The organism is Agromyces subbeticus DSM 16689, from assembly GCF_000421565.1.
GTDB lineage: Bacteria > Actinomycetota > Actinomycetes > Actinomycetales > Microbacteriaceae > Agromyces > Agromyces subbeticus.
Genome location: NZ_ATXG01000003.1, coordinates 95,511 through 119,847 on the forward strand (window position 1 = coordinate 95,511; position 24,337 = coordinate 119,847).

Genomic DNA, 24,337 nt, shown 5'->3' on the forward strand with positions numbered 1-24,337 from the left:
CGGCGGCTCATGCGAGTGGTCCGGTGGGTGCGCCGGATGACTCAGCCATCGTATCCGGGCGCTCGCATCAAGACAGGCGAGCGGATGTCTCAGGCCCGCGACACCGCGGCGGGCTCGACCTGCCCCGCCTCGAAGTACGCGACGAGCCCGGCGTCGAGCTGCGGCACCGCGAGCGCAGCGCCGCCGCCGCGGAGCGACTCGGTCGCTTGGATGCCGACGGCCACCGCCTCCCGCGCGGCGACGGGCGAGGTCTCGGTCGCACCGCCCTCGCGCACGAAGCGCAGGAACTCGGCGACGAGCAGCGCGTCGGCGCCATCGTGACCGGCCGCTTCATCGGCCTCGGGCACGATGAAGGTCTCGTCGGCAGGCGCAGCGCCCTGGTGCCGACGGTTCCAGAGCCGCACCTCGGCGCCCGCGACATCCCCGAGGTTCTCGATGCGCCCCTCGGTGCCGATCACCGTGTAGTTGCGCCAGTAGTCGGGAGTGAAGTGGCACTGCTGGTAGCTCGCGAGCACGCCGTTGCCGAGGCGCATGTTGACCATCGAGATGTCTTCGACGTCGATCACGGGGTTCAGGCCGGTCTGCGATGCCGGCGGCCAGTTGTCGAGGCTGAACCAGTCGCGCATACGCTCGTCGGAGCGGTCGCGCCGGTCGTCGATGTCGCCGTAGACGCTGAGCGAGCCCATCGCCTGCACCTGCTCGGTGTAGGCGCCGGCCAGCCAGTGGATGACGTCGAGGTCGTGCGCGCCCTTCTGCAGCAGCAGCCCGGTGGTCTTCGCTCGCTCGGCGTGCCAGTCCTTGAAGTAGTAGTCGCCGCCGTTGCCCACGAAGTGCCGGCACCACACGGCCTTCACCTCGCCGATGCGCCCCTCGAGAATGAGCCGTCGCATGAGCACGATCGCCGGCATGTGGCGCATGTTGTGGCCGACGTAGAGTCGGGTACCGGTGCGCCGGGCGGTCTCGAGCATGGCGTCGGCGTCGGCGATCGTGACGGCGAGCGGCTTCTCGCAGAACACCGGCACGCCGGCCTCGAGCGCGGCGATCGCCACGGTCGCGTGCTGGTGGTCGGGCGTCAGCACCATCACGGCGTCGACGCCGGCGGCGAGCAGTTCGTCGAGCGAGTCGTTGACGGATGCCTCGGGCAGCGCCGCTCGCGCGTCGGCCCGCGATCGCTCGGAGAGGTCGCACACCGCGACGACGCGGGAGCCCTGCCCGGGCCGGTGCGCCTCGTTCCAGAGCGACGCGCGCGCGCCGAAGCCGATGATGCCGATGTTCAGATCCACGGGGTGGTGCTCCTTCAGAGGTGTTACGGAAGAACGGTGGCGCGCGAGCTGCGCGGCGGGGCGTCGAGATCGGTCGAACCGCCGGGGAACAGTGACCACGGGAACTCGTGCAGCTGCGGTTCGTGCGCGTCGGCGTCGAGGGCGCGCGCCACGATGATCTCGGCCTGGCGCTCGTAGAAGTCGCTCGGGCCGACGGTCGTCAGCGTCGGAGCGACGAGCTGCGCGTCGGGCGTGTTGCCGATGCCGACCACGGCCACGTCGTGCGGCACCCGGAGCCCGAGCATGTGGGCGGCGTTGATCGCCGCGATCGCCGCGAAGTCGGTCGTCGCATAGATCGCGGTCGGCCGGTGCTCCTGCGAGAGCAGCGCGACCGCCGCGGTGAAGGCGTTCGCCTGCGTGTCGGCGTAGCTCGCGGTGTGCGCCGGGACGATCGGCAGCCCTCGCTCACGCATGCGCTCGAGGTACGGCGAGTACCGCGAGGGCTCCGGCGAGCGCACGGCACCCTCGGCCACGAGGCATCCGATCGCCGTATGCCGCTCGAGCAGGTGGTCCATCGCGAGGTAGCAGCCCGGCATCGCGTCGGAGCGGATCACGTCGTAGCCGTCGGGCTCGAGCGTCTCTGAGAACACCACGAGCCGCTGGCCCCGCCGGGCGAGTTCGCGCAGCTTGCGCTTGCCCTCGTCGGTGGTGCCGACGCCGTCGAGATAGGCGACGTCGCTCTCGACGCGGTCGAGCGCCGCGTACCAGTCGCCGTCGGCGAGGATCAGCGTCGTGAGGCCGTGCCGATTCGCCTCGTCGTTCACCGCCGCGGCGACCGCGAGCGACCAGGGGTCGCTCAGCATGTGCAGCGACAGCTGCACGGTGTCGCTGCGGCCCGTGCGAATCGTGCGGGCCGCGCGGTTCGGCCGGTAGTTCAGTTGATCAGCGGCTTCGAGCACACGCTTCGCGGTCGGCTCGGCGACCCCCGAGTCACCGCCGTTGCGGCCCGAGAAGACGTACGACACCGTCGCCGTCGAAACGCCGGCGAGCTCGGCGACCATTCGCAGCGTCGGCCGGCGGCGAGGCGCAGCGGCGCGCTCGTCGCGCTCACCGGCCACGTCGCGCTCGTCATCGTCGTGCGCCTGCGTCATCGCGTCATCCCTTCGTTCCCGAGAACGCGATGCCCTGGATGAACTGCTTCTGCAGGATCATGAACGTGATCAGCATCGGCAGCGTCGCGAGCAGGGCGCCGGCCATGAGCACAGGGTAGTCAGTGCCGTGCAGCCCGACGAGTTGCGACAAGCCGACCGAGAGCGGCATCTTCTCGGGATCCGTGGTCACGACGAGCGGCCAGAGCAGGTCGTTCCACGACCACAGCACCGTGAACACGACGAGGGCGATGATGCCCGGCCGGGCGAGCGGCACCATGACGCGCCAGAAGGTCTGCCACGGGTTGGCGCCGTCGATGCGGGCCGCCTCTTCGAGCTCAGCCGGCATCGACATGAAGAACTGCCGCATGAGGAAGGTGCCGAAGGCGCTGAAGATGCCGGGCACGATGAGCGCCTGCAGCGTGTTCAGCCAGCCGAGCGACTGGATGATCTCGTACTGCGGCAGCAGGTACAGCTGCGAGGGCACCATGAGCACCGACAGGAACACGACGAACACGATGTTGCGCCCCTTGAAGGGAATGCGTGCGAAGGCGTAGCCCGCCATCGTGCAGAGCACCACCTGGCCGACCGTGCGACCGATCGTGAGCACGACCGAGTTGAGGAACATCTGCCCGAACGGCATCGAGTCGAAGACCTCGGCGAAGTTCGAGAACACCCACGGGTCGGGCAGGATCACGGGCGGCACCTGCACCGAGTCCTGGAACGTCTTGAACGCCGTCAGGGTCTGCCAGATGAACGGGAACACCATGATCACGGCGCCGCCGCCGAGCAGCAGGTGCACGATCCAGTGGCCGCGGTTGCGCCGACGGCCACGAGCAGCGGATGCCTCGCGCCGACGGCTGCCAGCGGCATCCGTGCCGGTCATCGCACGAGTGTCGAGCGAGAGGTCACTCATAGTGCACCCACTTCTTCTGCAGCCGGAACTGCACGACGGTCAGCACCAGGATGATGAGGAGCAGCAGGAACGCGATCGCCGCCGCGTAGCCGCGCTCGTTGTCGAGGAACCCCGCCTGGTAGAAGAGGTACACGATCGTGCGGGTGTTCGGCATCGCCGGGTTGTTGCGGCCGAGCATCATGTAGACGAGGTCGAAGACCTGCAGCGCTCCGATCACGCTGATCACGCTCACGAAGAAGATCGACGGCGAAAGCAGCGGCATCGTGATCGAGAAGAACTTGCGCACGGGGCCGGCGCCGTCGAGGTCGGCGGCCTCCATGACCGTGTCGGGGATGCCCTGCAGACCGGCCAGGAAGATGACGATGTTCGTGCCGAGACCGGCCCAGATGCCGACCACCGCGATCGCGACGAGCGCCGTGTTCGGGTCGGTGAGCCAACTGCGGCCGTCGATGCCGACGACGCCGAGCACCTCGTTGAGCACGCCGTAATCGCCGTTGTAGATCATGCGCCAGACGAGTGCGATCGCGGCCGGCATCGTGACGACCGGAATGAAGTAGAGCGTGCGGTAGACGCCGCGACCGCGCAGGTTCGTGGTGTTGAGCAGGGCCGCGATGCCCACGGCGAGCGGAATGCCGATGAGCACGATGACGGTGTAGACCGCCGTGTTCCGGAGCGCGCCGATGAGTTCGGGGTCTTGGAGGAGCTCGGCGTAATTGTCGAAGCCGACGAACTCGGAGCCGCCGAAGGGACCCGACTTCGTGAACGAGAGGATGAGGGTGCGCACGGTCGGCCAGAGGTAGAACGCCAAGAGGCCGGCGGCGGTGGGCCCGATGAAGAGCAGGGCCCACCAGCCCGACTGGCCAGGGCCGCGCCGGCGGCGCTTGCCGGCTGCGGCCCGGCCGGGACCGGGGGCGGCTCCCCCTGGCCGCCCCCCGTCGAGCTCGGCGATCGGCGCCGCGGTGCGCTGCGCGATCAGGTCGGTCATGCGACTACTCCGACTCCGCGTCGAGGGCTGCCTGCATCTCGTCGGCGAGCTGCTGCAGCCCGGCCTCGGGGGTGAGCGTGCCCGCCCAGACCTGCGCGAGCACCTCGCTCTCGATCGCGGTCCACGCGGCGGTGTTCTTCGACACCGGGTACGGCACCGCGGTCTCGAGGGCGTCGATGTAGACCTGCAGGTCGTACTGCGGCAGCGCTTTCACCCAGGTGTCCTGCGTGCCGTTGAACGCGGGAATGACGGTGCCGCTCTCGGCCTGGATCTTCGCGGCGGCCTCGCTGCTCGCGAACGCGGCGAACTCGGTGGCGACATCGAGGTGCGCGCTCTTCGCGTTGGCGACGTTGCCGATGCCGTGGATGACGCTCTGGTTGCCCTCGGGGCCGGCGGGCAGCGGCGCGACGTTGACCTTCTCGGCGATGTCGGGGTTCTCGGCGTAGGCGACCGCGGCCCACGAGCCGTTCTGGAACATGGCCGACTTGCCCGAGAGGAAGAAGTCCTCGGGGTTGGTGTCGGTCATCTGCTGCGCGGTGGGCGAGGAGCCCGCGGCGATCAGGTCGGTCCAGAGCGCGATGCCCTCGAGCGCCTCGGGTGAGCCGTAGCCGCTCTCGGTGCCGTCGGTGCTGATGACCTCGCCTCCGGCCTGCGCGATCGAGTTGTAGAAGTTCTCCTGGCCGTACTGGCTCGCCGTGATGCCGTAGACACCGGTGGCGGGGTTCGTGAGCTTCGCGGCGGCCGCCTCGAGGTCTGCCCACGTCCAGTCGGCGGTCGGATACTCGACCCCGGCTGCGTCGAAGAGCTCGGTGTTGTACCAGAGGCCGACGGTGTCGAAGTCCTTCGGGGCGCCGTAGAGGCTGCCGTCGAAGGTGTACAGGTCGACGAGGCCCTGCGGGTAGTCGGATGTCTCGACGCTCGCGTCATCGAGGGGGGCGAGCACGCCGTTCGAGGCGTAGAGCTGGAAGTTCGGGCCGTTCATCCAGAACACGTCGGGCGCGGCGCCGCCCGAGACGGAAGTCTGCAGCTTCGTGAAGTACTCCTTGTAGGGCGTGAGCTGGATGTCGACCGTGACATCGGGGTGCTCTTCGGTGAATGCGGCGGCGATCTCCTCCATCGCGGGCTCCTGGTTCGGGTCCCAGATGCCGTACGTGAGCGTGACGTCGCCGGTGTCACCGCCGCCGGCGTCGCCCGATGAGCAGGCGGCGAGGGCGACGAGCGCCACCGAAGACGCGGCAAGGGCCGCGACGGTGCGGGTGCTGTGGAGCATGATTCTCCTTCGAAGATGCGGAACGTCGGGGGGAATTCGAGAACCCGGCCCCGTCTCGACGCGCTGGGTCGGCGGGCGATGACGGGAGGCGCTCGAACCTTGTTAATCGTTTAGCAGAGGAACCTAGCCGCGCTGCGGCGGCACCGCAAGTCCCTCGTTCTCCTCGCTCGCCGTCGGGAGGAACCGCCGCGCTCGCGCTCGGTTGCGCTCACTCGACGTGATCGATATCGTTCACTGGTCGGGGTTATCGAATCGATTCGACCCGGGCGGACGCACCGATGACGAAGAAGCAGAGACGATGAGCGAAACACCCCGAGATTCCGCCGCAACAGCCCGACCTGCCCGAGAACTGCTCGCCTGGCGCAACGCGATCTTCGCGATCTTCTTTCTCAGCGGCCTCAGCCTTGCGAGCTGGGTGGCTCGCATCCCGGCCATTCGCGACGACACCGGGCTCAGCACGCAGGGCGTCGGCCTCGTCATCCTGAGCGGCTCGATCGGCTCGGTGCTCGGCCTCATCGCCGCCCCGTGGCTGCTCGCCCGCTTCGGCGCCCGCACTGGCATGATCGGCGCTCTCATGACCGTGTCGGTCGGCCTCGTGCTCGTCGGCATCGGCGGGGCCACCCTCTCGTCGGTGCCGCTCGTGGTCATCGGCCTGATCCTCTTCGGCTTCGGCAACGGCGCGGTCGACGTCATGATGAACGTCGAGGGCGCCGAGGCCGAGCGCGAGATCGGCAAGACCGTGATGCCGCTCATGCACGCCTTCTTCTCGTTCGGCACGGTCGCCGGCGCGGGGCTCGCCGCCGCGGCATCCGCTCTCTCGCTCTCGGTGACGGTGCACCTCGGCGTCATCGCCGTGCTCATCGCGATCGCCGTCGTCGTCGCGGTGCGCTACGTACCGCTCCGCGCAGAGGTCGGCGACGACCTGCACGTCGATGCCCCGCGGCCGCCGTGGACCCAGCGCCTGCGCGACAACCTCGCCGTGTGGGGCGACATGCGACTGCTGCTGATCGGCGTCATCATGCTCGGCATGTCGTTCGCCGAAGGGTCGGCGAACGACTGGCTCGCCCTCGCGGTCGTCGACGGGCACGGCTTCGACGAGACCACCGGCGCCGTCGTCTTCGTGGTGTTCACGGTCGCGATCACCGGGGCGCGAGTGCTCGGCGGACCCGTGCTCGACCGGTTCGGGCGTGTGCCCGTACTGCGCGCCCTCGCCATCATCGGCATCATCGGGCTCAGCATGTTCATCTTCGGCACCGAGCCGTGGGTGCTCATCGTCGGCACGGCGCTCTGGGGCATCGGCTGCTCACTCGGGTTCCCCGTCGGCATGTCGGCCGCCGCCGATTCGCCAGACGGCGCCGCCGCCCGCGTGAGCGCCGTCGCGATGATCGGGTACACCGCGTTCCTCGCCGGCCCGCCGCTGCTCGGCTTCCTGGGCGAGCACTTCGGCATCCTCAACGCGCTGCTCGTGATCCTCGGCCTGCTCGTGCTCTCGGCGCTCGCTGCACCGGCCGCGCGCGAGCGCAGCGGCCCGCGCGCCCGAACCTCCGACTGAGGCGCCGACGGGCGCGTCGGATTCCGCCTCGCACGGGGTAACGGGCTCGGCGCAAGGGGGTGACGCCGCGGCCTCCGGCCCGCAGAATGCCCTCATGGGCATTCACGACGAGACCGAACGCGCCGACGCCGACACTCCGCGCCCCGAGCACACCCGACCGGGTGGCGTGAGCGATGCCACGGTTGCTGCGCTCGGCAAGTATTCGGAGGCCCTCGAGGTGATCGAGGACGCCCGCGGTTCGCTCTACCGGTTCCACCGCCTCACCGGCACCGCCGACCTTGCGATCGGCGAAGCGGTGCAGCTGTTCCGCGAGGCTGGGCACGATGCGATCGCCGATCGCATCGACGCCGAGATCGTGGGCCGCAACGTGCTCGAGGGCCGGTGGACGTTCCAGATCGTCGAGGAGTACGACGACGGCTACTTCGCCGCCGTCCGGGCGTCGGAGCGCGCCGCCCGCGACGAGCTCATCGGCGGCCGCCGGCACCTGTTCGAGGCCGAGATGAAGGAGCGCGAGCGCAGCAACGGCATGCGGCACCACGAGGCTAGGCCGCACGACGGCCCGCACGACGCGTAGCGCGAGCGCCGCGACATCCGCTCGCCGTACACTCGACAGGTGCGTCTCGTCATCGCCCGCTGCTCCGTCGATTACGCGGGGCGCCTCGCGGCCCATCTCCCCCTCGCCACCCGCCTGCTCATGGTCAAGGGCGACGGCAGCCTGCTCGTGCACTCCGACGGCGGCAGCTACAAGCCGCTCAACTGGATGAGCCCGCCGTGCACCCTCACGACGCTCGAGCCCGACGACGACCAGCGCGCCGCGGGCATCGTCCAGCTTTGGAAGGTCGTGCACCAGAAGACGGCCGACCAGCTGATCGTCTCGATCCACGAGGTCGTGCACGACTCGGCGCACGAGCTCGGCATCGACCCCGGCCTGCAGAAGGACGGCGTCGAGGCGCACCTGCAGAAGCTGCTCGCCGAGCAGATCGAGCTGCTCGGCGACGGGCACCGGCTGGTTCGCCGCGAGTACATGACCGCGATCGGGCCGGTCGACATCCTGGCGACGGATGCCGCGGGCGCCTCGGTCGCCGTCGAACTCAAGCGCCGCGGCGACATCGACGGCGTCGAGCAGTTGACCCGTTACCTCGAGCTCATGAACCGCGACCCGCACCTCGCCCCGGTGACCGGGGTGTTCGCCGCGCAGGAGATCAAGCCGCAGGCGCGCACACTCGCCGAAGACCGCGGCATCCGCTGCGTGGTGCTCGACTACGACGCCATGCGCGGCGTCGACGACGGGCACTCCCGGCTGTTCTGACCGAACACTGAGCAACCCTCGCAATTCGTGGGCCTAGGATGTCACGGTGACTTCCGAGACCCTGACGCCCCCGACGACGACCGCGCCGACCCGCACCTGGTCGGCCGTGCTGTTCGACCTCGACGGCACGATCGTCGACTCGGCATCCGACATCACCGGCTCGCTCGCGTACATGTTCACCGCGCTCGACCTGCCGGTGCCGAGCGAAGAGGTGCTGCTCTCGTACGTGGGCCCGCCCCTGCTCGACAGCCTGCGCCTCACTGCCGGCTTCGACGACGAAGAGGCGTGGGCGGCCCTCAACATCTACCGCGACCACTACGCCGACCACGTGCTGCGTTCCCCCGTGTTCCCGGGCGTCGCCGGCGTGCTCGAGCGGCTGCACACCGCTGGCATCCCCGTCGCCCTCGCGACCTCGAAGCCCGAGTCGATGGCCACGAAGGTGCTCGACCACCAGAACCTGAGTCAGTACTTCACGGTGATCGCGGGCGCGAGCGACGATGAGGAGCGCAGCACCAAGGCCGACGTCGTGGCCGAGGCACTGCGCCGCCTGAACGCGCTCGGCATCAACACCGAGCGCTCGGTCATGGTCGGCGACCGCGGCTACGACACGCTCGGAGCCCTCGCCAACGGTGTGCCCACGATCCTCGTGGAGTGGGGCTACGGTTCCCCCGACGAGGCCGCCGACGCCATGGCGGTCGTGCACTCGGCCGACCAGCTGCGGAGCCTGCTCCTAGGCTGAGGCGCACCGGGACCGCGTCGCGAGCTACGGGTCGCGCCGCGCCTGTCTCAGTAGCCGAGTTCGACGACGACCGGCGCAGGCAGGGTGTCGGTGCTGCATCCGGCGAGCGCGACACGGTCGACGGCTGCGACCATGAGCACGATCCACTTCGAATCAGAGTCGACGAATCCTCATGATGAGCGGGATGCAAGAATCGCCCCCATTCGGGTGACACGCGCGCATGATCGACGTGAATCTCGAGGCCCACGCAACAGACGCGCGTCGTACTCGGCGAAGCCCTCACAGCTCTTCCATAGGCGCCGCGATGCACGGCAGGATTCCGAGTACGTTCGCCCACCGACGAACAAGCATGCGGCCCGCGGTCACCTCCGCGGGTCGATCGAAGGGAGAAGCATGTCTGGATTCACGGGCCGCACGCGGAAGCGCGCGGTTGCGGTCATCCCGATCTTCGCGCTCGCGGCCACCGGTCTGGTGTCGTTGGGTGCGAGCGGGGCGGTCGCAGCTGAAGCACCGGTGTCGCCACCGGTGATCAGCGACTCCGAGTACTACATGAACTACGTCGCGCCGCGCGCCGACCTCACGGTCGACACCGACGGGGAGGTGCTCGTCGACGGCGTCACCGCCAAGTCGTCAGCGCAGGTTCAAGCCGACGCAGAGGCGTTCGATCAGAAGTACTCGCAGGGCAACCCGATCGCCGCGAAGGGACTCGCCACGCTGGAGGCGAAGTCGATCGCGACGGGGAAGAACCCGAAGGAGCTGAAGAAGCCCAAGCACGACAAGAAGCCCAAGAAGTCGAACTTCAAGCAGGCCGAGTCGACGCAGGAAGCGAAGCTGCTGACGATCCTCGTCGAGTTCAACGAGAACGCGAACGACGACTTCACGAACACCTACGTGCCGACCGAGTTCGGCTCGAAGCAGTGCATGCTCGGCAACGTGCAGAACGGGCCGACGCACAACGGCATCCCCGACCCCGCGAGCTACGAGCTCGAAGACAACAACTCGATGTGGGTGCCCGACTTCTCGTCGGAGCACTACAACAAGATGCTCTTCACCGACGAAGGCATCACCGATCGAGTCCGCACCGACCTCACCGGCCCCGACGGCCAGCCGGGCTTCGACATCTCGGGCTACACGATGAAGTCGATGTACGAAGAGATGTCGCGCGGCGCCTACACCGTCTCCGGTGAGGCCACCCCGTGGATCACCGTGCCGCACTCCGAGGGCTGGTACGGCGCGAGCGTCTGCTTCCAGAACGAGGAGGGCGTCTACGAGGCAGGCGAGATCCAAGACCAGCAGGGCCACCCCGACAACCCCAAGGGACCGGGCCAGCTGCCGATCGACGCGGTCGCGGCACTCGCCGAGGCACAGCCCGACTTCCCGTGGTCCGAGTACGACATCGAAGACCAGGGCGACCGTGACGGCGACGGCGACTTCAACGAGCCCGACGGCGTCATCGACCACGTCGTGCTCGTGCACGCCGGCGAAGACAAGTCCGGAAACGGCGGCGCGCAGGGCACCTACGCCATCTGGGCGCACTCCTCCGCCGTCGCAGGCGGCGCCGACATCCCCGGCACCGACCTCAAGCTCTCGAACTACATCGTGCAGCCCGAAGACTCGGGTGTCGGCGTGTTCGCGCACGAGTACGGCCACGACCTCGGCCTGCCCGACCTGTACGACACGTCGAACCAGGGCAACTCCGACGTCGACTTCTGGGACCTCATGTCCTCTGGTTCGCACGCCGGCCCCATCTTCCAGTCGATGCCCACGCACATGGGCATCTGGGACAAGTGGGTGCTCGGCTGGGTCGACCCGGTCGTGATGAACCCCGGTGACGACACCGAGACCATCAAGGTCGGCCAGGCGTCGCGCTCGCCCAAGGGCTCCGAAGACGGCGTGAAGGTCAACCTGCCCGACAAGGTGATCACGCTCGCCGAGCCGGCCAGCGGCGAGAACATGTGGTACACCGGTGCCGATCAGGACTGGGGCGACATCCGCATCTCGCGCACCGTCGACGTGCCGACCGACGCGAAGTTCTGGATGAGCAACAACTTCGTCATCGAAGCAGACTGGGACTTCGGATTCGTCGAGGTCTCGACCGACGGCGGCACCACCTGGACCGACGTCAAGGTCTTCAACGAAGACGGCACCGAGGCGACCACGCCCGATGGCTACCCCGACCCGAACGGCAACCTCGCCACCTTCGGTGACAAGAAGTACGGCCTCACGGGCGACTCGCACGGGTGGGCTCGCCAATACGTGGACCTCTCGTCGTACGCGGGCACGACGGTCGGCGTTCGACTGCGCCTCGCCACCGATGCGGCCTACCAGGATCGCGGCTGGTTCGCCGACGACTTCGCCGTCACGAGCGGAACCGACACGGTGTGGACCGACGACGTCGAGAGCGGTGAGAACGGCTGGACCGCTGAGGTCACGACGTTCGCCGACACGACCGGCCCGGGCTGGCGCATCGACACCGGCACCTCGAGCAAGGCCCAGTACTACATGGTCGAGTGGCGCAACTTCGACGGCTTCGACGAGGGCCTGAAGTACGGCTACAACTCGGTGTACAGCGACGGTGCGTGGAAGGTCGAGAAGCTCGCCTACAACGCTCCCGGAGCGTTGGTCTGGTACCGCGACACGACGTACGGCGACACCAACCACGTGCGCACGAACGAGACGGCACTGCCGAGCTACGGCGCCAAGGGCGGCCTGCTGCTCGTCGACAGCCACTTCGACCCGCTGCGCCGCACCGGTGACGCAGCGGCGGCCGACGGCACGCTGCAGCACAACCTGCCGTCGCGTGCGCAGTCCTCCGACGTCGCCTTCGGCCTCACCCCGACGCACGCCTTCACGGAGTGCTTCCCGGGTGCGGAGCTGACGACCGAGCACTGCACCGACATCCCGTCGCGCGAGCCGGTGAGCACCTTCACCGACGACCTCGGATGGACGTCGGGCCTCGAAGTGCTGCCCGACGGCCGCATGGCCCGCCGCTTCCGCGACGGTTCGGTGGTCGTGCCCTCGGTCGGCAACGCGCCGTACAGCACGCGCATCGTCGACTTCGACGGCAACCCGCTGACCGATCTGTACGGGGCAGCGAGCCCGCTCGGCGGCGTCTTCGGCACGGGCAACCCCGCCGATGACGGTGTCGGCTACGGCACGGTGGTGCAGGTGAAGAAGGCGTTCAAGGGCAACCAGTCCGCGCTCATCACCATCACCCCGCCCGCCGCAGGCTGATCGGGCGACATCGAGAGACACCAGCACGAACGACGAGGCGTCGGCTCCCCTCGGGGAGTCGGCGCCTCGCCGCGTCACGCCGTGGCACCGCCCGTGCAAAGGCCCCGTCTGCGCACGGCTCGGCCTACGACCGCGGATGCGCCTGTCCGAGGAGGCGCTGCTCGCGCCGACGAGCCGCGCGGTGCTGCACCCGGAGCTGCACGGCGAGCGTCAGCACGCCGCCGGTCACGATCGAAACCAGGTTGACGATGAGTTGCAGCGTCGAGTTGCCGGCCTGTTCCCATTGCGTGTCGGCGATCGCGACGGCGATCGCACCGGCTGCGGGGATCGTGGTCACCGAGATGAGCACGCCGATGAGGGCTCCGGATTTCGCCGAGGTGAGCGAGAGCACTCCGGCGATGCCGGCCAGGAAGCCGACGACGTAGCTGAGGGCGTTCGGCTGCCAGATGAACTCGGTCATCGGATGCGCCTGTGCGAGTGGATCGGCCGGGAAGATGCCGATCGCCTCGAGCACGAGCGCGAAGCCGATCGTGACGGCAATCGCCGACAGATAGCCGATGAGCAGCGTCGCGGTCGAACGCCAGACGACGCGTGGCCTTCGCCGAACGATGCCGACGGCGATCGCCGCGAGGGGGCCGAAGTCGGGGCCGACCACCATCGCCCCGACGATGAGGATCGGCTGATCGGTCACGACGCCGACCGCTGCGATCATCGTCGCGACCGCCATGAAGACGAGGAAGGTCGCCGAGAGCCGCACCTCGTCGTCGGTGCGCGCCTCGACCTCCTCCCACACGACGGCGTCGTCGTCGTTGCCGAACACGGTCGCGGCGCTGTGCCGGCGCTTGCGGCCGAGTGCGAGATCGACGGACTCGACGGCGATCGAGCCCTGCTCGTCGAGGCCGAGACCGTGCAACTCGGCGAGCAGCGAACTCGTCGCGTCGCGATCGATGTCGCAGAGGATCACGTCGCCGGACGGGTCGACGCCGGCGCCCGGCAGCACCACGAGGTTCGTGACCGGCGCATCGGGCGCCCGCAGCACGCGATCGACATCGGTGCGGAGGGCCGGCGGCACGATCATTCGCAGATGCAGCACGGAGTAAGTCTCGCGCGCGCAGATGCCGCAACCCGCGTGCCGCGCGGGGGTGCGCGAGGTCGGTCGCTCAGGCGATGGCGCGAGTGCCGACGCCCGCGAGGATGCCGTCGAGCAAGCGGTCGATGCCCCAAGCGAACGCGGTGTCGGGGCTGTTGACAGCTTCGGCAGTTGCGGCTTCGCTCGACTCCTCGGCGCCCGCGCCGATGCCGGCCACGAGGTGCGCGGTCGCCTCGGTGAGCGGATGGCTCGCAGCATCCGACCAGAGCGCGCCCGTCGAAGCGCGGCCGGCCGGGGCGTCGGCGTCGCCGGCCCGCTCGGCGGCATCGAGGGCGGCGACCCCGAGCATGTGGGCGCGCACGGCGTGCGCGGCGCGGGCGGCGTCATCGAGCGGCATCCCCTCGCCCATGAAACCTGCGATGAGGGTTTCATTGAGTCCGAGGGCGTGCTGCCCGTCGAGCGGCCCGCTCGTCACGAGCACCATCGCGCCCGTGTGCTCGGCGAGGCGTGCGCGGAGCCCGGCGGCGAGCGCGTGCACACGACTGCGCCACTCGACCGAGGCGTCGGATGCCGCGTGGAGGTCGAGGCTCGAGAGCAACTCTTCGACCATGGCCCGCAGCAGGGCGTTCTTCGAGGGGAAGTACGTGTAGATCGCAGTGGGCGTCAGACTGAGTGCCGCGGCCACCCCGCGCACCGAGACGGCGGCGAAGCCCTTCTGCTCGAGGATCTCGAACGCCGCATCGACGATGTCGACCTGGCTGACGCTGCGCCTCGGTCCGGGTTTCATGGTGCTCCTCGTGGGTCCTCACCACCGTACCGGCACGCGAGAACCGCTTCGATCAGAGCGGCGGCCGCCGCATCCGGTCCGACACGATCGAGCCGGCGAGCACCCCGAGCGAGATCGCGATCATCGTCGTCAGCGTGGCGATCAGCGAGGCGGTGCCGCCGACATCACCGCCGAGCACCTCTGCCACGCCCACGAGGCCGAGCGCGCCCGGCACGAGCAGCCAGAACGCGGGGATGAAGCTCACCATCGCGGCCGGGCCGGTGGACTGGCGGGCGACGAGCGCCGTCACGGGCGTGACGACGAGCGCGCCGACGAAGGCCGACAGCACGCCGCCGAGCAGGACGCCGCCGATGACCTGCGCGGCATAGGCGACGTAGAGCACGAACATCATCCACAGCATGGCGCGGGGCGGCGCGCACTGGTGCACGGCGATGCCCACCCCGAAGACGGCCACGGCGACCCACGGCGCGATCGGGCCGAGCGCCTCGGGATTCTCGGTGAACTCGAGGTCGGGCACGCCGACGAGCGCGCCCGCACTGACGATGCCCGCCGCGATGAGCACGAGCTGCATGCCGCCCGCGGCGAGGCGGCCGGCGCCCGCGATCATCTGGCCGGTCGACAGTTCGAGCGCCGCGGTCGTCAGCAGCACGCCCGGGAGCAGCACGACCAGTGGCCCGATCAGCGCGGCCAGGAGTCCGGGGCCGAATCCAGCGCGCATCAGCACGAACACGACGAGCGCGACGGCAAACGCCACGGTCACGGTGATGAGGGCGCCGTAGCGGTTCGGCAGCCGCTCGCCGATGAGGAGCAGCGTGCCGACGACGGCGCCCAGCGCGCCCGCGACGCCGATGCCGAGCCACGACGCACCGAGCATCGCCGAGAGCCCGGCGCTGAGCATGACGTACCCGAGCGCGCGCAGCACCCGCCCGTACGGCGGCTTCATCTCGCGCACCCAGCGGATGCGGTCGATCGTCGAGGCGGGGTCGAGCAGGCCCGTGCGCGCTGCGTCCACCGTGCGCTGCACCTCGTCGATCTGGCAGAGGAGCAGACTGCCCTCGCCGCTCAGGACCGCACCGGTGCGCTCCTCCCCCTCCCGGCGCTCGTGGCCCTCCTGCTTCTCGCCCCGAGCCGACACGAGGAGCGCGGTCGGGAAGACCACGACCTGGCTCGCCGGGAGGCCGTTCACGCGCGCGATGTCGTCGAGGGCGTTGCGCACCGTCATGACCGAGTACCCGGCGTCGGTCATGGCGGCGCCGACCGCCTCCGTCGCGGCGAGCGCTGCCGCCGGGTCGGGGTCGCCGGTCGATGGCACCGGCACCGCTCCCGTGCCCACCGCGGAGCGAGCGCTCGCGGCCAGGTCGGGGTCGGCGCGGCGGCGCAACGCGAACAGCACGACGGCACCGGCGAGCAGCACGGCGATGGCGACGAACGTCGACAGGGGTGACTCGCCGAGGCGCTCGAGCACGGGGGCGATCGGATCCGGTGCGAACTTCGCGATCATCTGCACACTGTAGATCGGCCGGGTGCTCGCGCGGTATGTCGCGCTGGAGTCGCCACGTGTTCCCACGTGATCGACCCGGGGACGACCGCGTCGACACCGCCGCCGCCGCCCGTCGTCGTCGTCGTCGGGCGAGCTCCTTCAGCCGAGCGGTGTCAGGAACGTCAGCACCGAACCGCGCTCGACGATCAAGGGGCCGAGCGCGGCGTTGAAGTCGGCGCCGTAGGGGGCGGCGAGATGCTCGGCGAACGCGGCGGCATCGCGATAGGCCTCGGTCACGACGAAGCGCGCGCCGACCGGCGCCGGTCCCGCCGCCGCAGCAGCAGCAGCCATGAAGGCCCGCCCGGTGGGTGCCGGGGCCACTCGGTGCGGCGTGAAGTCGAGGCATCCGCTCTCTCGGCGAACCTCGGCGGTCAGCGCGAGGAGGAGGCGCTCGACCTCCTCCTCGCGACCGGCGATCGCGGTGAACTCGGCGATCAGCTCGACCCGGGCTCCGCTCACGCGCGCAGCGCGCCGGTCATGATCGCCACCGCGTCGGTCATGGTGTGCGACTCGGGAGTGATCGTCGCGGCACGCTTGCCGAGTCGCTGGATGTGGATGCGATCGGCGACGTCGAAGACGTGCGGCATGTTGTGCGAGATGAGGATGACGGGGATGCCGCGATCGCGCAGGTTCCTGATGAGCTCGAGCACCTGGTTCGACTCGCGCACGCCGAGTGCCGCCGTCGGTTCGTCGAGCACGACGACCTTCGATCCGAAGGCCGCGGCCCGGGCCACCGCGACCGCCTGACGCTGCCCGCCCGAGAGGTTCTCGACGGGCACGGTCACGTCTTGCAGCGTCGAGATGCCGAGCGCGCGCAGTTCGTTGCGCGCCTTCTCGCGCATGCCCTTCTGGTCGACGATGCGGAACACCGAGCCGAGGATGCCGCGCTTGCGCTCCTCCCGCCCGAGGAACAGGTTCGTGGCCACGTCGAGCGCCGGCGAGACGGCGAGGTTCTGGTAGACGGTCTCGATACCCGCGGCCCGGGCGTCTTGCGGGCGCTTGAAGTGCACGGGCTTGCCGTCGAGGAAGATCTCGCCTTCATCGGGGATCTCGGCGCCGGTGAGGCACTTGATGAGCGTCGATTTGCCGGCGCCGTTGTCGCCGATGATCGCGAGCACCTCGCCGGGGTACAGCTCGAGGCTCACCCCGTCGAGGCCGACGACGCGGCCGAAGGTCTTCACGAGCCGGCGGGCACTCAGGATCGGGGTGCGGGTCTCGGCGGGGCCGGCGGCGGGCACCTGGCCCGCGGCATCCGTTGCGGTGGTCATTTGCGTACCTTTCGAATCCACTGGTCGACCGAGACGGCGACGACGATGAGCACGCCGACCGCGAAGGTCTGCCAGAGCACGTCGAGCCCCGCGAGCGAGAGGCCGTTGCGGAAGACACCGACGATGAGAGCGCCGAGCAGGGTGCCCCAAACGGTGCCGCGACCGCCGAAGAGGCTCGTGCCGCCGATGACGACGGCGGTGATCGAGTCGAGGTTGAGCTCTGCGCCCGCGTTGGGCGATGCCGCGTTCGTGCGGCCGATCTGGATCCAGGCACCGAGGGCGAGGATCGCGCCCGCCGCGAGGTAGACGCTCATCAGCACCCGGTTCACACTGATGCCGGCGAGGCGCGCGGCCTCGGGGTCGTCGCCGACCGCGTAGACGTGTCGGCCCCAGGCGGTCTTCGCGAGGATCAGGGAGATCACCACGTAGAGCACCAGCATCATCAGCACGCCCACGGTGAAGTTCACGCCGCCGATGGTGAAGGTGGCGCCCATCGCGGTGAGCAGTTCGGGCATCTCGGCGCCGCGCACGGTCGCGCCCCCCGAGTACAGCAGGGTGAGCGCGACGAAGATGCTGAGCGTGCCGAGCGTCACGATGAAGGGCGGCAGCTTCAGACGGGTGACGAGGAAGCCGTTGAGGGCGCCCGCTGCGAGGCCGACGACGAGGCCCAGGACAATGGCCAGAATGCCCGGGAGGCCGAGCTGCACGCTCGTCTGCGCCATCACCATCGAGCTCAGCACCATGACGGCGCCGACCGAGAGGTCGATGCCCGCGGTGAGGATGATGAGGGTCTGGGCGACGGCGAGCGTACCGACCACGGCGACCTGCTGCGTGATGAGCGAGAGGTTCGCCGGGTTCAGGAACCGGTCGTTGAGCAGTCCGAAGACGATCACGGCGAGCACGAGCACGAGCGCCGGGCTGATCGCCGGGTAGCGGTGCAGGGTGTTCCGGATGCGGCTGAGCGGGGTGGTTCGGTCGAGGAACTCCTCGGCCAGGTCGAGCGCCGAGGTCGGCGGCTCGGTGGTCTGCTGGGTCACGTTGATACTCCGTTGTTCGGTGAGTGAGCGGTGCGGGCCGGGAGGGACCGGATGCCGCGGGGTGGGTCATGATCAGGAGAGCCGCGCCGCGGCATCCTCACCGACCCGCACCACTCACGGTGCGGTGCCGGGGATCAGCCCCAGCAGATCTCGCCGCCCTGCGTGGTATCGATCGACTCGACACCCTCTTGCGGGTCGTCGGTGACGAGCGCGACGCCCGTGTCGAAGAAGTCGAGCCCCTCGGTCGTCTCGGGGGCCTCGCCCGTCTTCACGAGGTCGAAGATCGCCTGCACGCCGAGCTCGGCCATCTTGACCGGGTACTGCTGGCTCGTCGCGCCGATGATGCCCTCGGCGACCTGGTCGACACCGGCGCAGCCGCCGTCGACCGAGACGACGATCACGTCGTCCTGACCGGCTGCCTTGAAGGCCTCGTAGGCGCCGTAGGCGGCCGGTTCGTTGATCGTGTAGACGACGTTGATGTCGGGGTTCTTCGAGAGCAGGGTCTCGGCGGCGGTGCGGCCGCCGTCCTCGGCGCCACCGGATGCCTCGTTGCCGACGATCTCGTAGTCGCCGCCGCTGTACGTGCCGCTCTTCGCCTCGTCGCCGTTCACCGCGGCATCCGCCGTGTCGATGCCCATGCCGTCGAGGAAGCCCTGGTCGCGGTTGTAGTCGACCGAGACGATCTTGTCGTCGAAGAGGTCGATGAGCGCGATGGTCGCCGTCTCGCCGGCGAGCTTGGCCGCGGTCCAGCGGCCGATCTCCTGGCCGGCCGCGAAGTTGTCGGTCGCGAAGGTGATGTCGACGGCTTCGGGGTCGGCGGGCGGCGTGTCGAGTGCGATCACGAAGAGGCCGGCGTCGCGGGCCTTGACGAGCGCGTCTTCGACGCCGGGGCCGTTCGGGGTGATCAGGATGCCGGCGTCACCCTTGGAGATGGCGTTCTCGATGGCCTGGATCTGGGTGTCCTCGTCGCCGTCCTCCTTGCCAGCGGCGAGCGTGAGGTTCACGCCGAGCTCGTCGGCGGCTGCCTCTGCGCCGTCCTGCATGGCGACGAAGAAGGGGTTGGTCGTGGTCTTGACGATGAGCGAGACGCCGATTTCTTCGGCGTCTCCGCTGTCGCCCGCATCGGCGCCTGCTGCGCAGCCGGTCAGGGCGAGCGCCGCGGCGGCGGTGAGCGATCCTGCGGTGATGAGACGGCGGCGGAGCGCACCTGGTGCTGTGTGATTCATCGATGAATCTCCTCTGGTGTTGGAAGGCCCGTTGTCGCCTTGACAACGATGTCATCGATAGGTCTAGCTCACCAAGGCATGTATAGTCAAGTCCAACTTGCACACTTGGGAGCAAATCGTGACACCGTTGTCAAACACGAGTACGGCGCCGGAGAGCGCTCGTTCGCGACCGACGATGCGGCACGTGGCCGCCCTGGCCGGTGTCGGCGTGAAGACGGTCTCGCGCGTCATCAACGGCGAGCCGAACGTCTCGGCGGCCACGATCGCCAAGGTCGAGGCCGCGGCCCGCACGCTCGACTACCAGCCCGACCTGCACGCGGGCAACCTGCGCAGGGCCGACGGCCGCACGCGCACGCTCGGTCTGCTCGTCGGCAGCGTCGACAACCCCTTCTCGGGGGCGGTGCACCGGGCCGTCGAAGATGCTGCACTCGCTCGCGGGGTCTCGGTGTTCGCGTCGAGCCTCGACGACGACCCCGACCGCGAGCAGGAGGCGGTCTCGGCCTTCCTCCGCCGCCGCGTCGACGGGCTCATCCTCACCACCATCTCCGAGAGCCAGGCCTACCTCGCACCCGAGCTGCGGCGCGGCACCCCGGTCGTCTTCGTCGACCGCGAGCCGGCCGGGCTAACCTCCGACGCCGTCGTCAGCGACAACGCCGACGGCGCCGCCCTCGCGACCCGTCACCTGCTCGAGCAGGGGCACCGCCGCATCGCCTACCTCGGCGATCGCCACGACATCCAGACCGCGCGCGAGCGCCACCGCGGCTACCTCGATGAACTGGGCCGGGCCGGCGTCTCGACCCGGGGCCAGCAGATCATCGAAGGACTCCACAATGAGGCGACCTCGCGTGCCGCGACCCTCGCGCTCTTCGATGCGCCGAACCCGCCCACCGCGATCTTCTCGAGCCAGAACCTCGTGACGATCGGCGTCATCCGCGCGCTGCGCGAACTCGGGCGCCAACACGACACCGCCCTCGTCGGCTTCGACGACGTGCCGCTCGGCGACCTGCTCGACCCCGGCGTGACGGTCGTGGCGCAGAACCCGCAGGAGATCGGTCGCACCGCCGCCGAGCGTGTGTTCGCCCGCCTCGACGGCGACATCTCGGCCGCGGCGCGCACCATCGTGCCGACGCAGTTGCTCGAGCGTGGCTCGGGCGAGATCGCACCGCGAGCGGAGGGCTGAACGGATGTCGCAGCAATTGCCGCAGCAGCCCTCTCGGCGAGGCACCGGGCCCGCCGCCCGCATCACCGTCATCGGCGACGCGCTCATCGACGAGCTGCGCGACCCGACCGGCGCTCGCGAGTTCGTCGGCGGCGCAGCGCTGAATGTCGCGGTCGGGCTCGCGCTCCTCGGCGAACAGACCACGCTCGTTGCGATGGTCGGCGACGACGAGCCGGGCGACCGCATCCGCGGGTACCTGCGCGACTACCGGGTCGGGCTGGCCGAGAGCCCCTCGCCGTTCGGCACCTCTCGAGCGATCTCCGACCGCACCGCGGGAGAACCGCGATACGAGTTCAATGAGGCCGCGCAGCGGCGCTGCATCCGATTCGACGACGCCACCCGAGCCGCGATCGACGAGGCCGACCTCGTGGTGGTCAGCTGCTTCCCCTTCGACGATGCCGAGCAATACGCCGAGCTCGTCGGCGCGATCGCCGACCCCGAGCGACGAGTGATCGTCGACGGCAACCCGCGCGCCGGCATGCTCGCCGATCGGGCCGCGTTCCTCACGAACTTCGAGGACTTCGCGTCGCGCTCGCTGCTCACGAAAGTGGGCGACGAAGACGCCGACCTGCTGCTCGGCGACTCGCTCGAGGCGTTCGTGAGCCGGCTTCGGAGCCTGCCGGGCATGCGGGGCGCGATCCTCGCCACGGCCGGGCGCGATGGGGCACGGGTGCACCACGGCGACTCCGTCGTGCGCTCCGGCATCGTCGAGCTGCCCGGCCCGATCGTCGACACGATGGGCGCCGGCGATGCCACGCTCTCCGCGATCGTGCACCGGGTTGCCGAGGGCGGGCTGCCGCAGACGACGGATGCCTGGGCCGCGGCACTGCACGAGGCGATGACGATCGCCGCCGCGACCGTGCGCCACGAGGGTGCGCTGCTGCGCGTGCCGCACGCCGACACCGCGTCCGTCGCTCCGAGCTGATCCTCCCCGGATGGAGGCCGCACGGCCGAGGAGCTCGTGATCGGGCGGTAGCGGCGAAGCCGCTCGAAAATGCTCGACGAGGGTCGGGTAGGATCGCCATGCGATTCGGACGATTCGCTATTGCGCATGCCCATCGGCGGGACCGACGGCAATCGATCGCAACATCTCACGAGTAAGGCACCGACACTTGGGCAGCACAACCGACGAATTCGTTCCGGTCGATGACCTCGGTCGAAGCACCCAGGTCGTGCACGCCGAGACGGTGCACGCCGAGATCGATGCTACCAAGCAGGTATCGCCAGCCGATGTGCCTCCACCGGGCAGCAGACTCGGCTTCTGGATCATCACGGGCGGAATCGGGGTAGGGGTCGCCCTCACCCTCCTGGTGATCGTCGCCGCGCTCAATCGCGGATTCGATTGGAGTGATGAGGGCTTCGCCTTCGCGATGATCTCCAGCAATCGGGTGAGCAGCGGCGAGTTCTGGGGTTTCCAGGTCCTGCTCAATCCGTTGTACGAGCTCTTCGGCAGCAGCATCCTCGCCTTCAGGGTCCTCCGGCTGCTCGGCTATATCGCGCTGTCCATCGTGCTCTGCGTGATCGCGAGGTCTGCGCTCGACGCGATCGGCGTGCAACTGCGCCGATCGAGTTGGATTCTCGTCATTCTGGTCGCCCAGGCTGGAACGTTCGCGGCATGGAGCTACCCGCCCCGCTATCTCGGGTACAACGAGCTCTCCTCCTGGCTCACGCAGCTCGCTGGGGCGATCCTCATCCTGCTCCTCGTCCGCGGCAGGGTGAACACGACGCCGCCCGCGCGACGTCGCGGCCAGTGGGTCCTCTGGGCCCTCGTGGGCTTCCTGATCTGCGGACTCTTCGTCGCGAAGATCACTGCGGCCGCCGCGCTCACCGTCATTGCGCTCATCGTCGCACTCCTGCCGGCGAACTCCGGGCGGAGGTGGGTGCGGGTCGGGTTCCTCGCGAGCGGCGCTGTCGTCGCGGCGCTCGTGATGCTCGTGGCCGGTACGCCCGTCGTCGCCTACACGCAGTCGGTGATCGCTCTGTTCCTGAATCCCGACGACCAAGCGGTGAGCGGATATTCGCTGACAGACATGCTCAATGCGTACCTGTGGTCCGCGTCGCAGACGATCGGGGTGCTCGCTGCTCCGATCATCCTCGCGGCGGTGGCTCTGCTCGTGAGCAGAGGAATCCCCCGGACCCCGGCAGACGGGGGCAGGTCGGGCTTGCCCGGGTCGATCGTGCACGTCGCACTCGCGCTCGGGGCCGTCGCCCTGATCATGGTGGTCTCGATTCCGGCCTTTCCCCCGGCCGGGGTGCACATCTTCAGTGCGCTCGGGTTCGGCACCGCCTTCATGTTCTTCGCCGCGGTTCTGTCGTTCGCGGTGCTCGCGCCTCGAACTGTTCGGCCCGGTCTTCTGATCGGACATCGCGCGACGACGACGATTTTCCTTCTGGCGCTGTTCGCCCTGATCCCCCTGGTCAGCGGAATCGGCACCTTGAACGCACTGTTGGGGCAGACGGTCTTCTCCGCCACCTTCTGGGCGGTCGGCGCCGGTATGGCCCTCGCAGTGCTGTGGGAGCGTTCCTGGACGACCTCGCCCGTGATGCGGCTGTTCCCGCTCCTGCTGTCGGCCGCGATCGTGGCGGCTGGATCCGTTGCCGTCGCGGGCGATGTGCTCAATCACCCCTACCGCACCCAGCCGTACTTCTCCCAGAAGACGGAGAGCACGACCGGGGAGTTCAGGGGCCTGCGCTTGACCGAGGGCGAGGTGGAGTTGCTGGAGTGGCTCGACGACACCGGTACACGACTGGATGCAGACGGGGTTCCGGCGCTGTCGATGGCCTCTCCCGGCGCGCTGATGGCGTTCAACGGCAGCGGATGGGCGAACCTCTGGCCGGGCCCCGACTGGGCGAACTCCATGATTCGGGCGTGCGGAGGCGAGCGGCCCGACGACCTCTTCGTGCTTCAGTCGGCGAGCAGTGGCGACGACTCAGGGATCTACGAACAACTCCAGACAGGACTCGACGGCTGCGGAGTCGATTTCCCGAGAGACTTCGAACGGGTCGCAGAGCACCCGAGCGAGAATCCCGAGCAGGATGTCACCGTATGGCGGCTCCGCTGAGCTGAGCTGGCTCCGCATTCCACGCGGCCATGAGAACGCCGGCGTCCGAGATACTCTGCTCACTGAGGTCAGGGACGGGCCTCGGCGCCGATCAGGGTCAAGGCATTGCGGAGGCCCTGCTCGAGGAGGTCGTCGGAGAGCTGCCGGTCGGTCAGGGCGCGGGAGAGTTGCAGCGTGCCGGCCATCATGCCCAGCAGGCTGAGTGCCTTCACGCGGGCCGAAGGCGGATCTTCGGGTGCCATGCGGGCGGCGAGGCCGTCGATGACGACCAGAACGCCGTCGGTGTACGCCTGCCGGGTCGCGTCTGCGGTGCGCCCGATCTCGTCGAGCAGGGCGGCGTTGGGGCAGCCGTCGGCGGTGTCGTCGCGTTGCTGGGGCGAGAGATACCAGCGAACGATCTGTTCGAGGCCGGCCGGCCCGGGCTCCGCGTGCGCGACGAGGTTCGCGTGCTGCGCGTGAAGCTGATCGGCGATCGCGGCGGCGACGAGGTCGTCTTTGGATTCGAAGTGGGCGTAGAAGGCGCCGTTGGTCAGTCCGGCGTCCTTCATCAAGGTCGCGACACCCGAGCCGTCGATGCCGTCTCGCTTGAGCCGTCGGCCGGCCGTCGCGACGATCCGCTGCCGTGTCTCCTGCTTGTGCTCTTTCGTGTACCGCACCATGGGTTCCTCCTTCTCAGCCGAGCTCGCCCCTGAT

At 69.3% G+C, this 24,337-nt stretch carries 21 protein-coding genes; 8 read left to right on the top strand and 13 right to left on the bottom strand.

What is annotated here, in order from left to right; genetic code table 11:
* Positions 1-89: 89 nt before the first annotated feature.
* Genes H521_RS0106605 through H521_RS0106625 form a run of 5 tightly spaced genes read right to left on the bottom strand, consistent with a single transcriptional unit; the run spans position 90 to position 5,581 of the window.
* The gene (locus H521_RS0106605; protein ID WP_022892241.1) at positions 90-1,283 is read right to left on the bottom strand and encodes a Gfo/Idh/MocA family protein; all 1,194 of its coding nucleotides are present in this window, start codon (positions 1,281-1,283) and stop codon (positions 90-92) included.
* 23 nt (positions 1,284-1,306) lie between these two features.
* Complete coding sequence (locus H521_RS0106610) at positions 1,307-2,413, bottom strand: LacI family DNA-binding transcriptional regulator (RefSeq protein WP_022892242.1); 1,107 nt, start codon at positions 2,411-2,413, stop codon at positions 1,307-1,309.
* A gap of 4 nt (positions 2,414-2,417) precedes the next feature.
* Entirely contained in the window at positions 2,418-3,326 is a 909-nt protein-coding gene (locus tag H521_RS0106615; RefSeq protein ID WP_022892243.1) for a carbohydrate ABC transporter permease, read from the bottom strand.
* A complete protein-coding gene (locus tag H521_RS0106620) occupies positions 3,319-4,311 on the bottom strand; it encodes a carbohydrate ABC transporter permease (RefSeq protein WP_022892244.1) in 993 nt (330 codons plus the stop codon). Before H521_RS0106620 ends, H521_RS0106615 begins: the two co-directional genes overlap by 8 nt.
* A 4-nt stretch (positions 4,312-4,315) precedes the next feature.
* Entirely contained in the window at positions 4,316-5,581 is a 1,266-nt protein-coding gene (locus H521_RS0106625; protein WP_022892245.1) for an ABC transporter substrate-binding protein, read from the bottom strand.
* 298 nt (positions 5,582-5,879) lie between these two features.
* On the opposite strand from H521_RS0106625, the gene H521_RS21865 reads away from it, so the two are divergent.
* From H521_RS21865 to H521_RS0106655, 5 genes are all read left to right on the top strand, one after another.
* Positions 5,880-7,133, top strand: coding sequence for an MFS transporter (locus H521_RS21865; RefSeq protein WP_040424065.1), 1,254 nt, complete (start codon positions 5,880-5,882; stop codon positions 7,131-7,133).
* Between the two features lie 94 nt (positions 7,134-7,227).
* A complete protein-coding gene (locus tag H521_RS0106635) occupies positions 7,228-7,707 on the top strand; it encodes a hypothetical protein (protein WP_022892247.1) in 480 nt (159 codons plus the stop codon).
* A 39-nt stretch (positions 7,708-7,746) separates the two neighbouring features.
* Positions 7,747-8,442, top strand: coding sequence for an endonuclease NucS (gene nucS / locus H521_RS0106640; protein WP_022892248.1), 696 nt, complete (start codon positions 7,747-7,749; stop codon positions 8,440-8,442).
* 46 nt (positions 8,443-8,488) lie between these two features.
* Positions 8,489-9,181: an HAD hydrolase-like protein gene (locus H521_RS0106645; protein ID WP_022892249.1), complete on the top strand. Its 693-nt coding sequence runs from the start codon at positions 8,489-8,491 to the stop codon at positions 9,179-9,181.
* A gap of 393 nt (positions 9,182-9,574) precedes the next feature.
* Positions 9,575-12,415 (top strand): immune inhibitor A domain-containing protein, encoded by a 2,841-nt coding sequence (locus H521_RS0106655; RefSeq protein WP_022892250.1) that lies wholly within the window; start codon positions 9,575-9,577, stop codon positions 12,413-12,415.
* 124 nt (positions 12,416-12,539) lie between these two features.
* Here H521_RS0106655 and H521_RS21870 read toward each other — a convergent pair whose 3' ends face one another.
* The 7 genes from H521_RS21870 to H521_RS0106690 form a co-directional block, all read right to left on the bottom strand.
* Positions 12,540-13,508, bottom strand: a complete 969-nt coding sequence (locus H521_RS21870; RefSeq protein WP_022892251.1) for a DUF389 domain-containing protein — start codon at positions 13,506-13,508, stop codon at positions 12,540-12,542.
* A gap of 67 nt (positions 13,509-13,575) precedes the next feature.
* Entirely contained in the window at positions 13,576-14,292 is a 717-nt protein-coding gene (locus H521_RS0106665) for a TetR/AcrR family transcriptional regulator (RefSeq protein ID WP_022892252.1), read from the bottom strand.
* Positions 14,293-14,344: 52 nt separating this feature from the next.
* On the bottom strand, positions 14,345-15,793 hold the full coding sequence (locus H521_RS21875) for a threonine/serine exporter family protein (protein WP_156891296.1): 1,449 nt from the start codon (positions 15,791-15,793) through the stop codon (positions 14,345-14,347).
* A gap of 138 nt (positions 15,794-15,931) precedes the next feature.
* Positions 15,932-16,291: a putative quinol monooxygenase gene (locus H521_RS0106675; protein ID WP_022892254.1), complete on the bottom strand. Its 360-nt coding sequence runs from the start codon at positions 16,289-16,291 to the stop codon at positions 15,932-15,934.
* Positions 16,288-17,100 (bottom strand): ATP-binding cassette domain-containing protein, encoded by an 813-nt coding sequence (locus H521_RS0106680; protein ID WP_022892255.1) that lies wholly within the window; start codon positions 17,098-17,100, stop codon positions 16,288-16,290. Before H521_RS0106680 ends, H521_RS0106675 begins: the two co-directional genes overlap by 4 nt.
* On the bottom strand, positions 17,097-18,137 hold the full coding sequence (locus H521_RS0106685; RefSeq protein WP_022892256.1) for an ABC transporter permease: 1,041 nt from the start codon (positions 18,135-18,137) through the stop codon (positions 17,097-17,099). The genes H521_RS0106680 and H521_RS0106685 overlap by 4 nt, the downstream gene beginning before the upstream one ends.
* A gap of 134 nt (positions 18,138-18,271) precedes the next feature.
* On the bottom strand, positions 18,272-19,363 hold the full coding sequence (locus H521_RS0106690; protein WP_022892257.1) for a substrate-binding domain-containing protein: 1,092 nt from the start codon (positions 19,361-19,363) through the stop codon (positions 18,272-18,274).
* A 175-nt stretch (positions 19,364-19,538) separates the two neighbouring features.
* On the opposite strand from H521_RS0106690, the gene H521_RS0106695 reads away from it, so the two are divergent.
* From H521_RS0106695 to H521_RS0106705, 3 genes are all read left to right on the top strand, one after another.
* On the top strand, positions 19,539-20,543 hold the full coding sequence (locus H521_RS0106695; RefSeq protein ID WP_040424008.1) for a LacI family DNA-binding transcriptional regulator: 1,005 nt from the start codon (positions 19,539-19,541) through the stop codon (positions 20,541-20,543).
* Between the two features lie 4 nt (positions 20,544-20,547).
* Positions 20,548-21,507 (top strand): carbohydrate kinase family protein, encoded by a 960-nt coding sequence (locus H521_RS0106700; RefSeq protein WP_022892259.1) that lies wholly within the window; start codon positions 20,548-20,550, stop codon positions 21,505-21,507.
* A gap of 187 nt (positions 21,508-21,694) precedes the next feature.
* Entirely contained in the window at positions 21,695-23,644 is a 1,950-nt protein-coding gene (locus H521_RS0106705; protein ID WP_022892260.1) for a hypothetical protein, read from the top strand.
* A gap of 68 nt (positions 23,645-23,712) precedes the next feature.
* On the opposite strand, the gene H521_RS0106710 is transcribed toward H521_RS0106705, so the two are convergent.
* Positions 23,713-24,303, bottom strand: coding sequence for a TetR/AcrR family transcriptional regulator (locus tag H521_RS0106710; RefSeq protein ID WP_026481998.1), 591 nt, complete (start codon positions 24,301-24,303; stop codon positions 23,713-23,715).
* Between the last annotated feature and the right edge of the window lie 34 nt (positions 24,304-24,337).

What these genes read in the sequence shown, in the direction of transcription:
- H521_RS0106690 (WP_022892257.1), bottom strand. Translation starts at nt 19,363, where the DNA reads ATGAATCACACAGCACCAGGTGCGCTCCGCCGCCGTCTCATCACCGCA.
- H521_RS0106655 (WP_022892250.1), top strand. Translation starts at nt 9,575, where the DNA reads ATGTCTGGATTCACGGGCCGCACGCGGAAGCGCGCGGTTGCGGTCATC.
- H521_RS0106625 (WP_022892245.1), bottom strand. Translation starts at nt 5,581, where the DNA reads ATGCTCCACAGCACCCGCACCGTCGCGGCCCTTGCCGCGTCTTCGGTG.
- H521_RS0106635 (WP_022892247.1), top strand. Translation starts at nt 7,228, where the DNA reads ATGGGCATTCACGACGAGACCGAACGCGCCGACGCCGACACTCCGCGC.
- H521_RS0106710 (WP_026481998.1), bottom strand. Translation starts at nt 24,303, where the DNA reads ATGGTGCGGTACACGAAAGAGCACAAGCAGGAGACACGGCAGCGGATC.
- H521_RS0106680 (WP_022892255.1), bottom strand. Translation starts at nt 17,100, where the DNA reads ATGACCACCGCAACGGATGCCGCGGGCCAGGTGCCCGCCGCCGGCCCC.
- H521_RS0106620 (WP_022892244.1), bottom strand. Translation starts at nt 4,311, where the DNA reads ATGACCGACCTGATCGCGCAGCGCACCGCGGCGCCGATCGCCGAGCTC.
- H521_RS0106700 (WP_022892259.1), top strand. Translation starts at nt 20,548, where the DNA reads ATGTCGCAGCAATTGCCGCAGCAGCCCTCTCGGCGAGGCACCGGGCCC.
- H521_RS0106615 (WP_022892243.1), bottom strand. Translation starts at nt 3,326, where the DNA reads ATGAGTGACCTCTCGCTCGACACTCGTGCGATGACCGGCACGGATGCC.
- H521_RS0106610 (WP_022892242.1), bottom strand. Translation starts at nt 2,413, where the DNA reads ATGACGCAGGCGCACGACGATGACGAGCGCGACGTGGCCGGTGAGCGC.
- H521_RS21865 (WP_040424065.1), top strand. Translation starts at nt 5,880, where the DNA reads ATGAGCGAAACACCCCGAGATTCCGCCGCAACAGCCCGACCTGCCCGA.
- H521_RS0106665 (WP_022892252.1), bottom strand. Translation starts at nt 14,292, where the DNA reads ATGAAACCCGGACCGAGGCGCAGCGTCAGCCAGGTCGACATCGTCGAT.
- H521_RS0106695 (WP_040424008.1), top strand. Translation starts at nt 19,539, where the DNA reads ATGCGGCACGTGGCCGCCCTGGCCGGTGTCGGCGTGAAGACGGTCTCG.
- H521_RS21875 (WP_156891296.1), bottom strand. Translation starts at nt 15,793, where the DNA reads ATGATCGCGAAGTTCGCACCGGATCCGATCGCCCCCGTGCTCGAGCGC.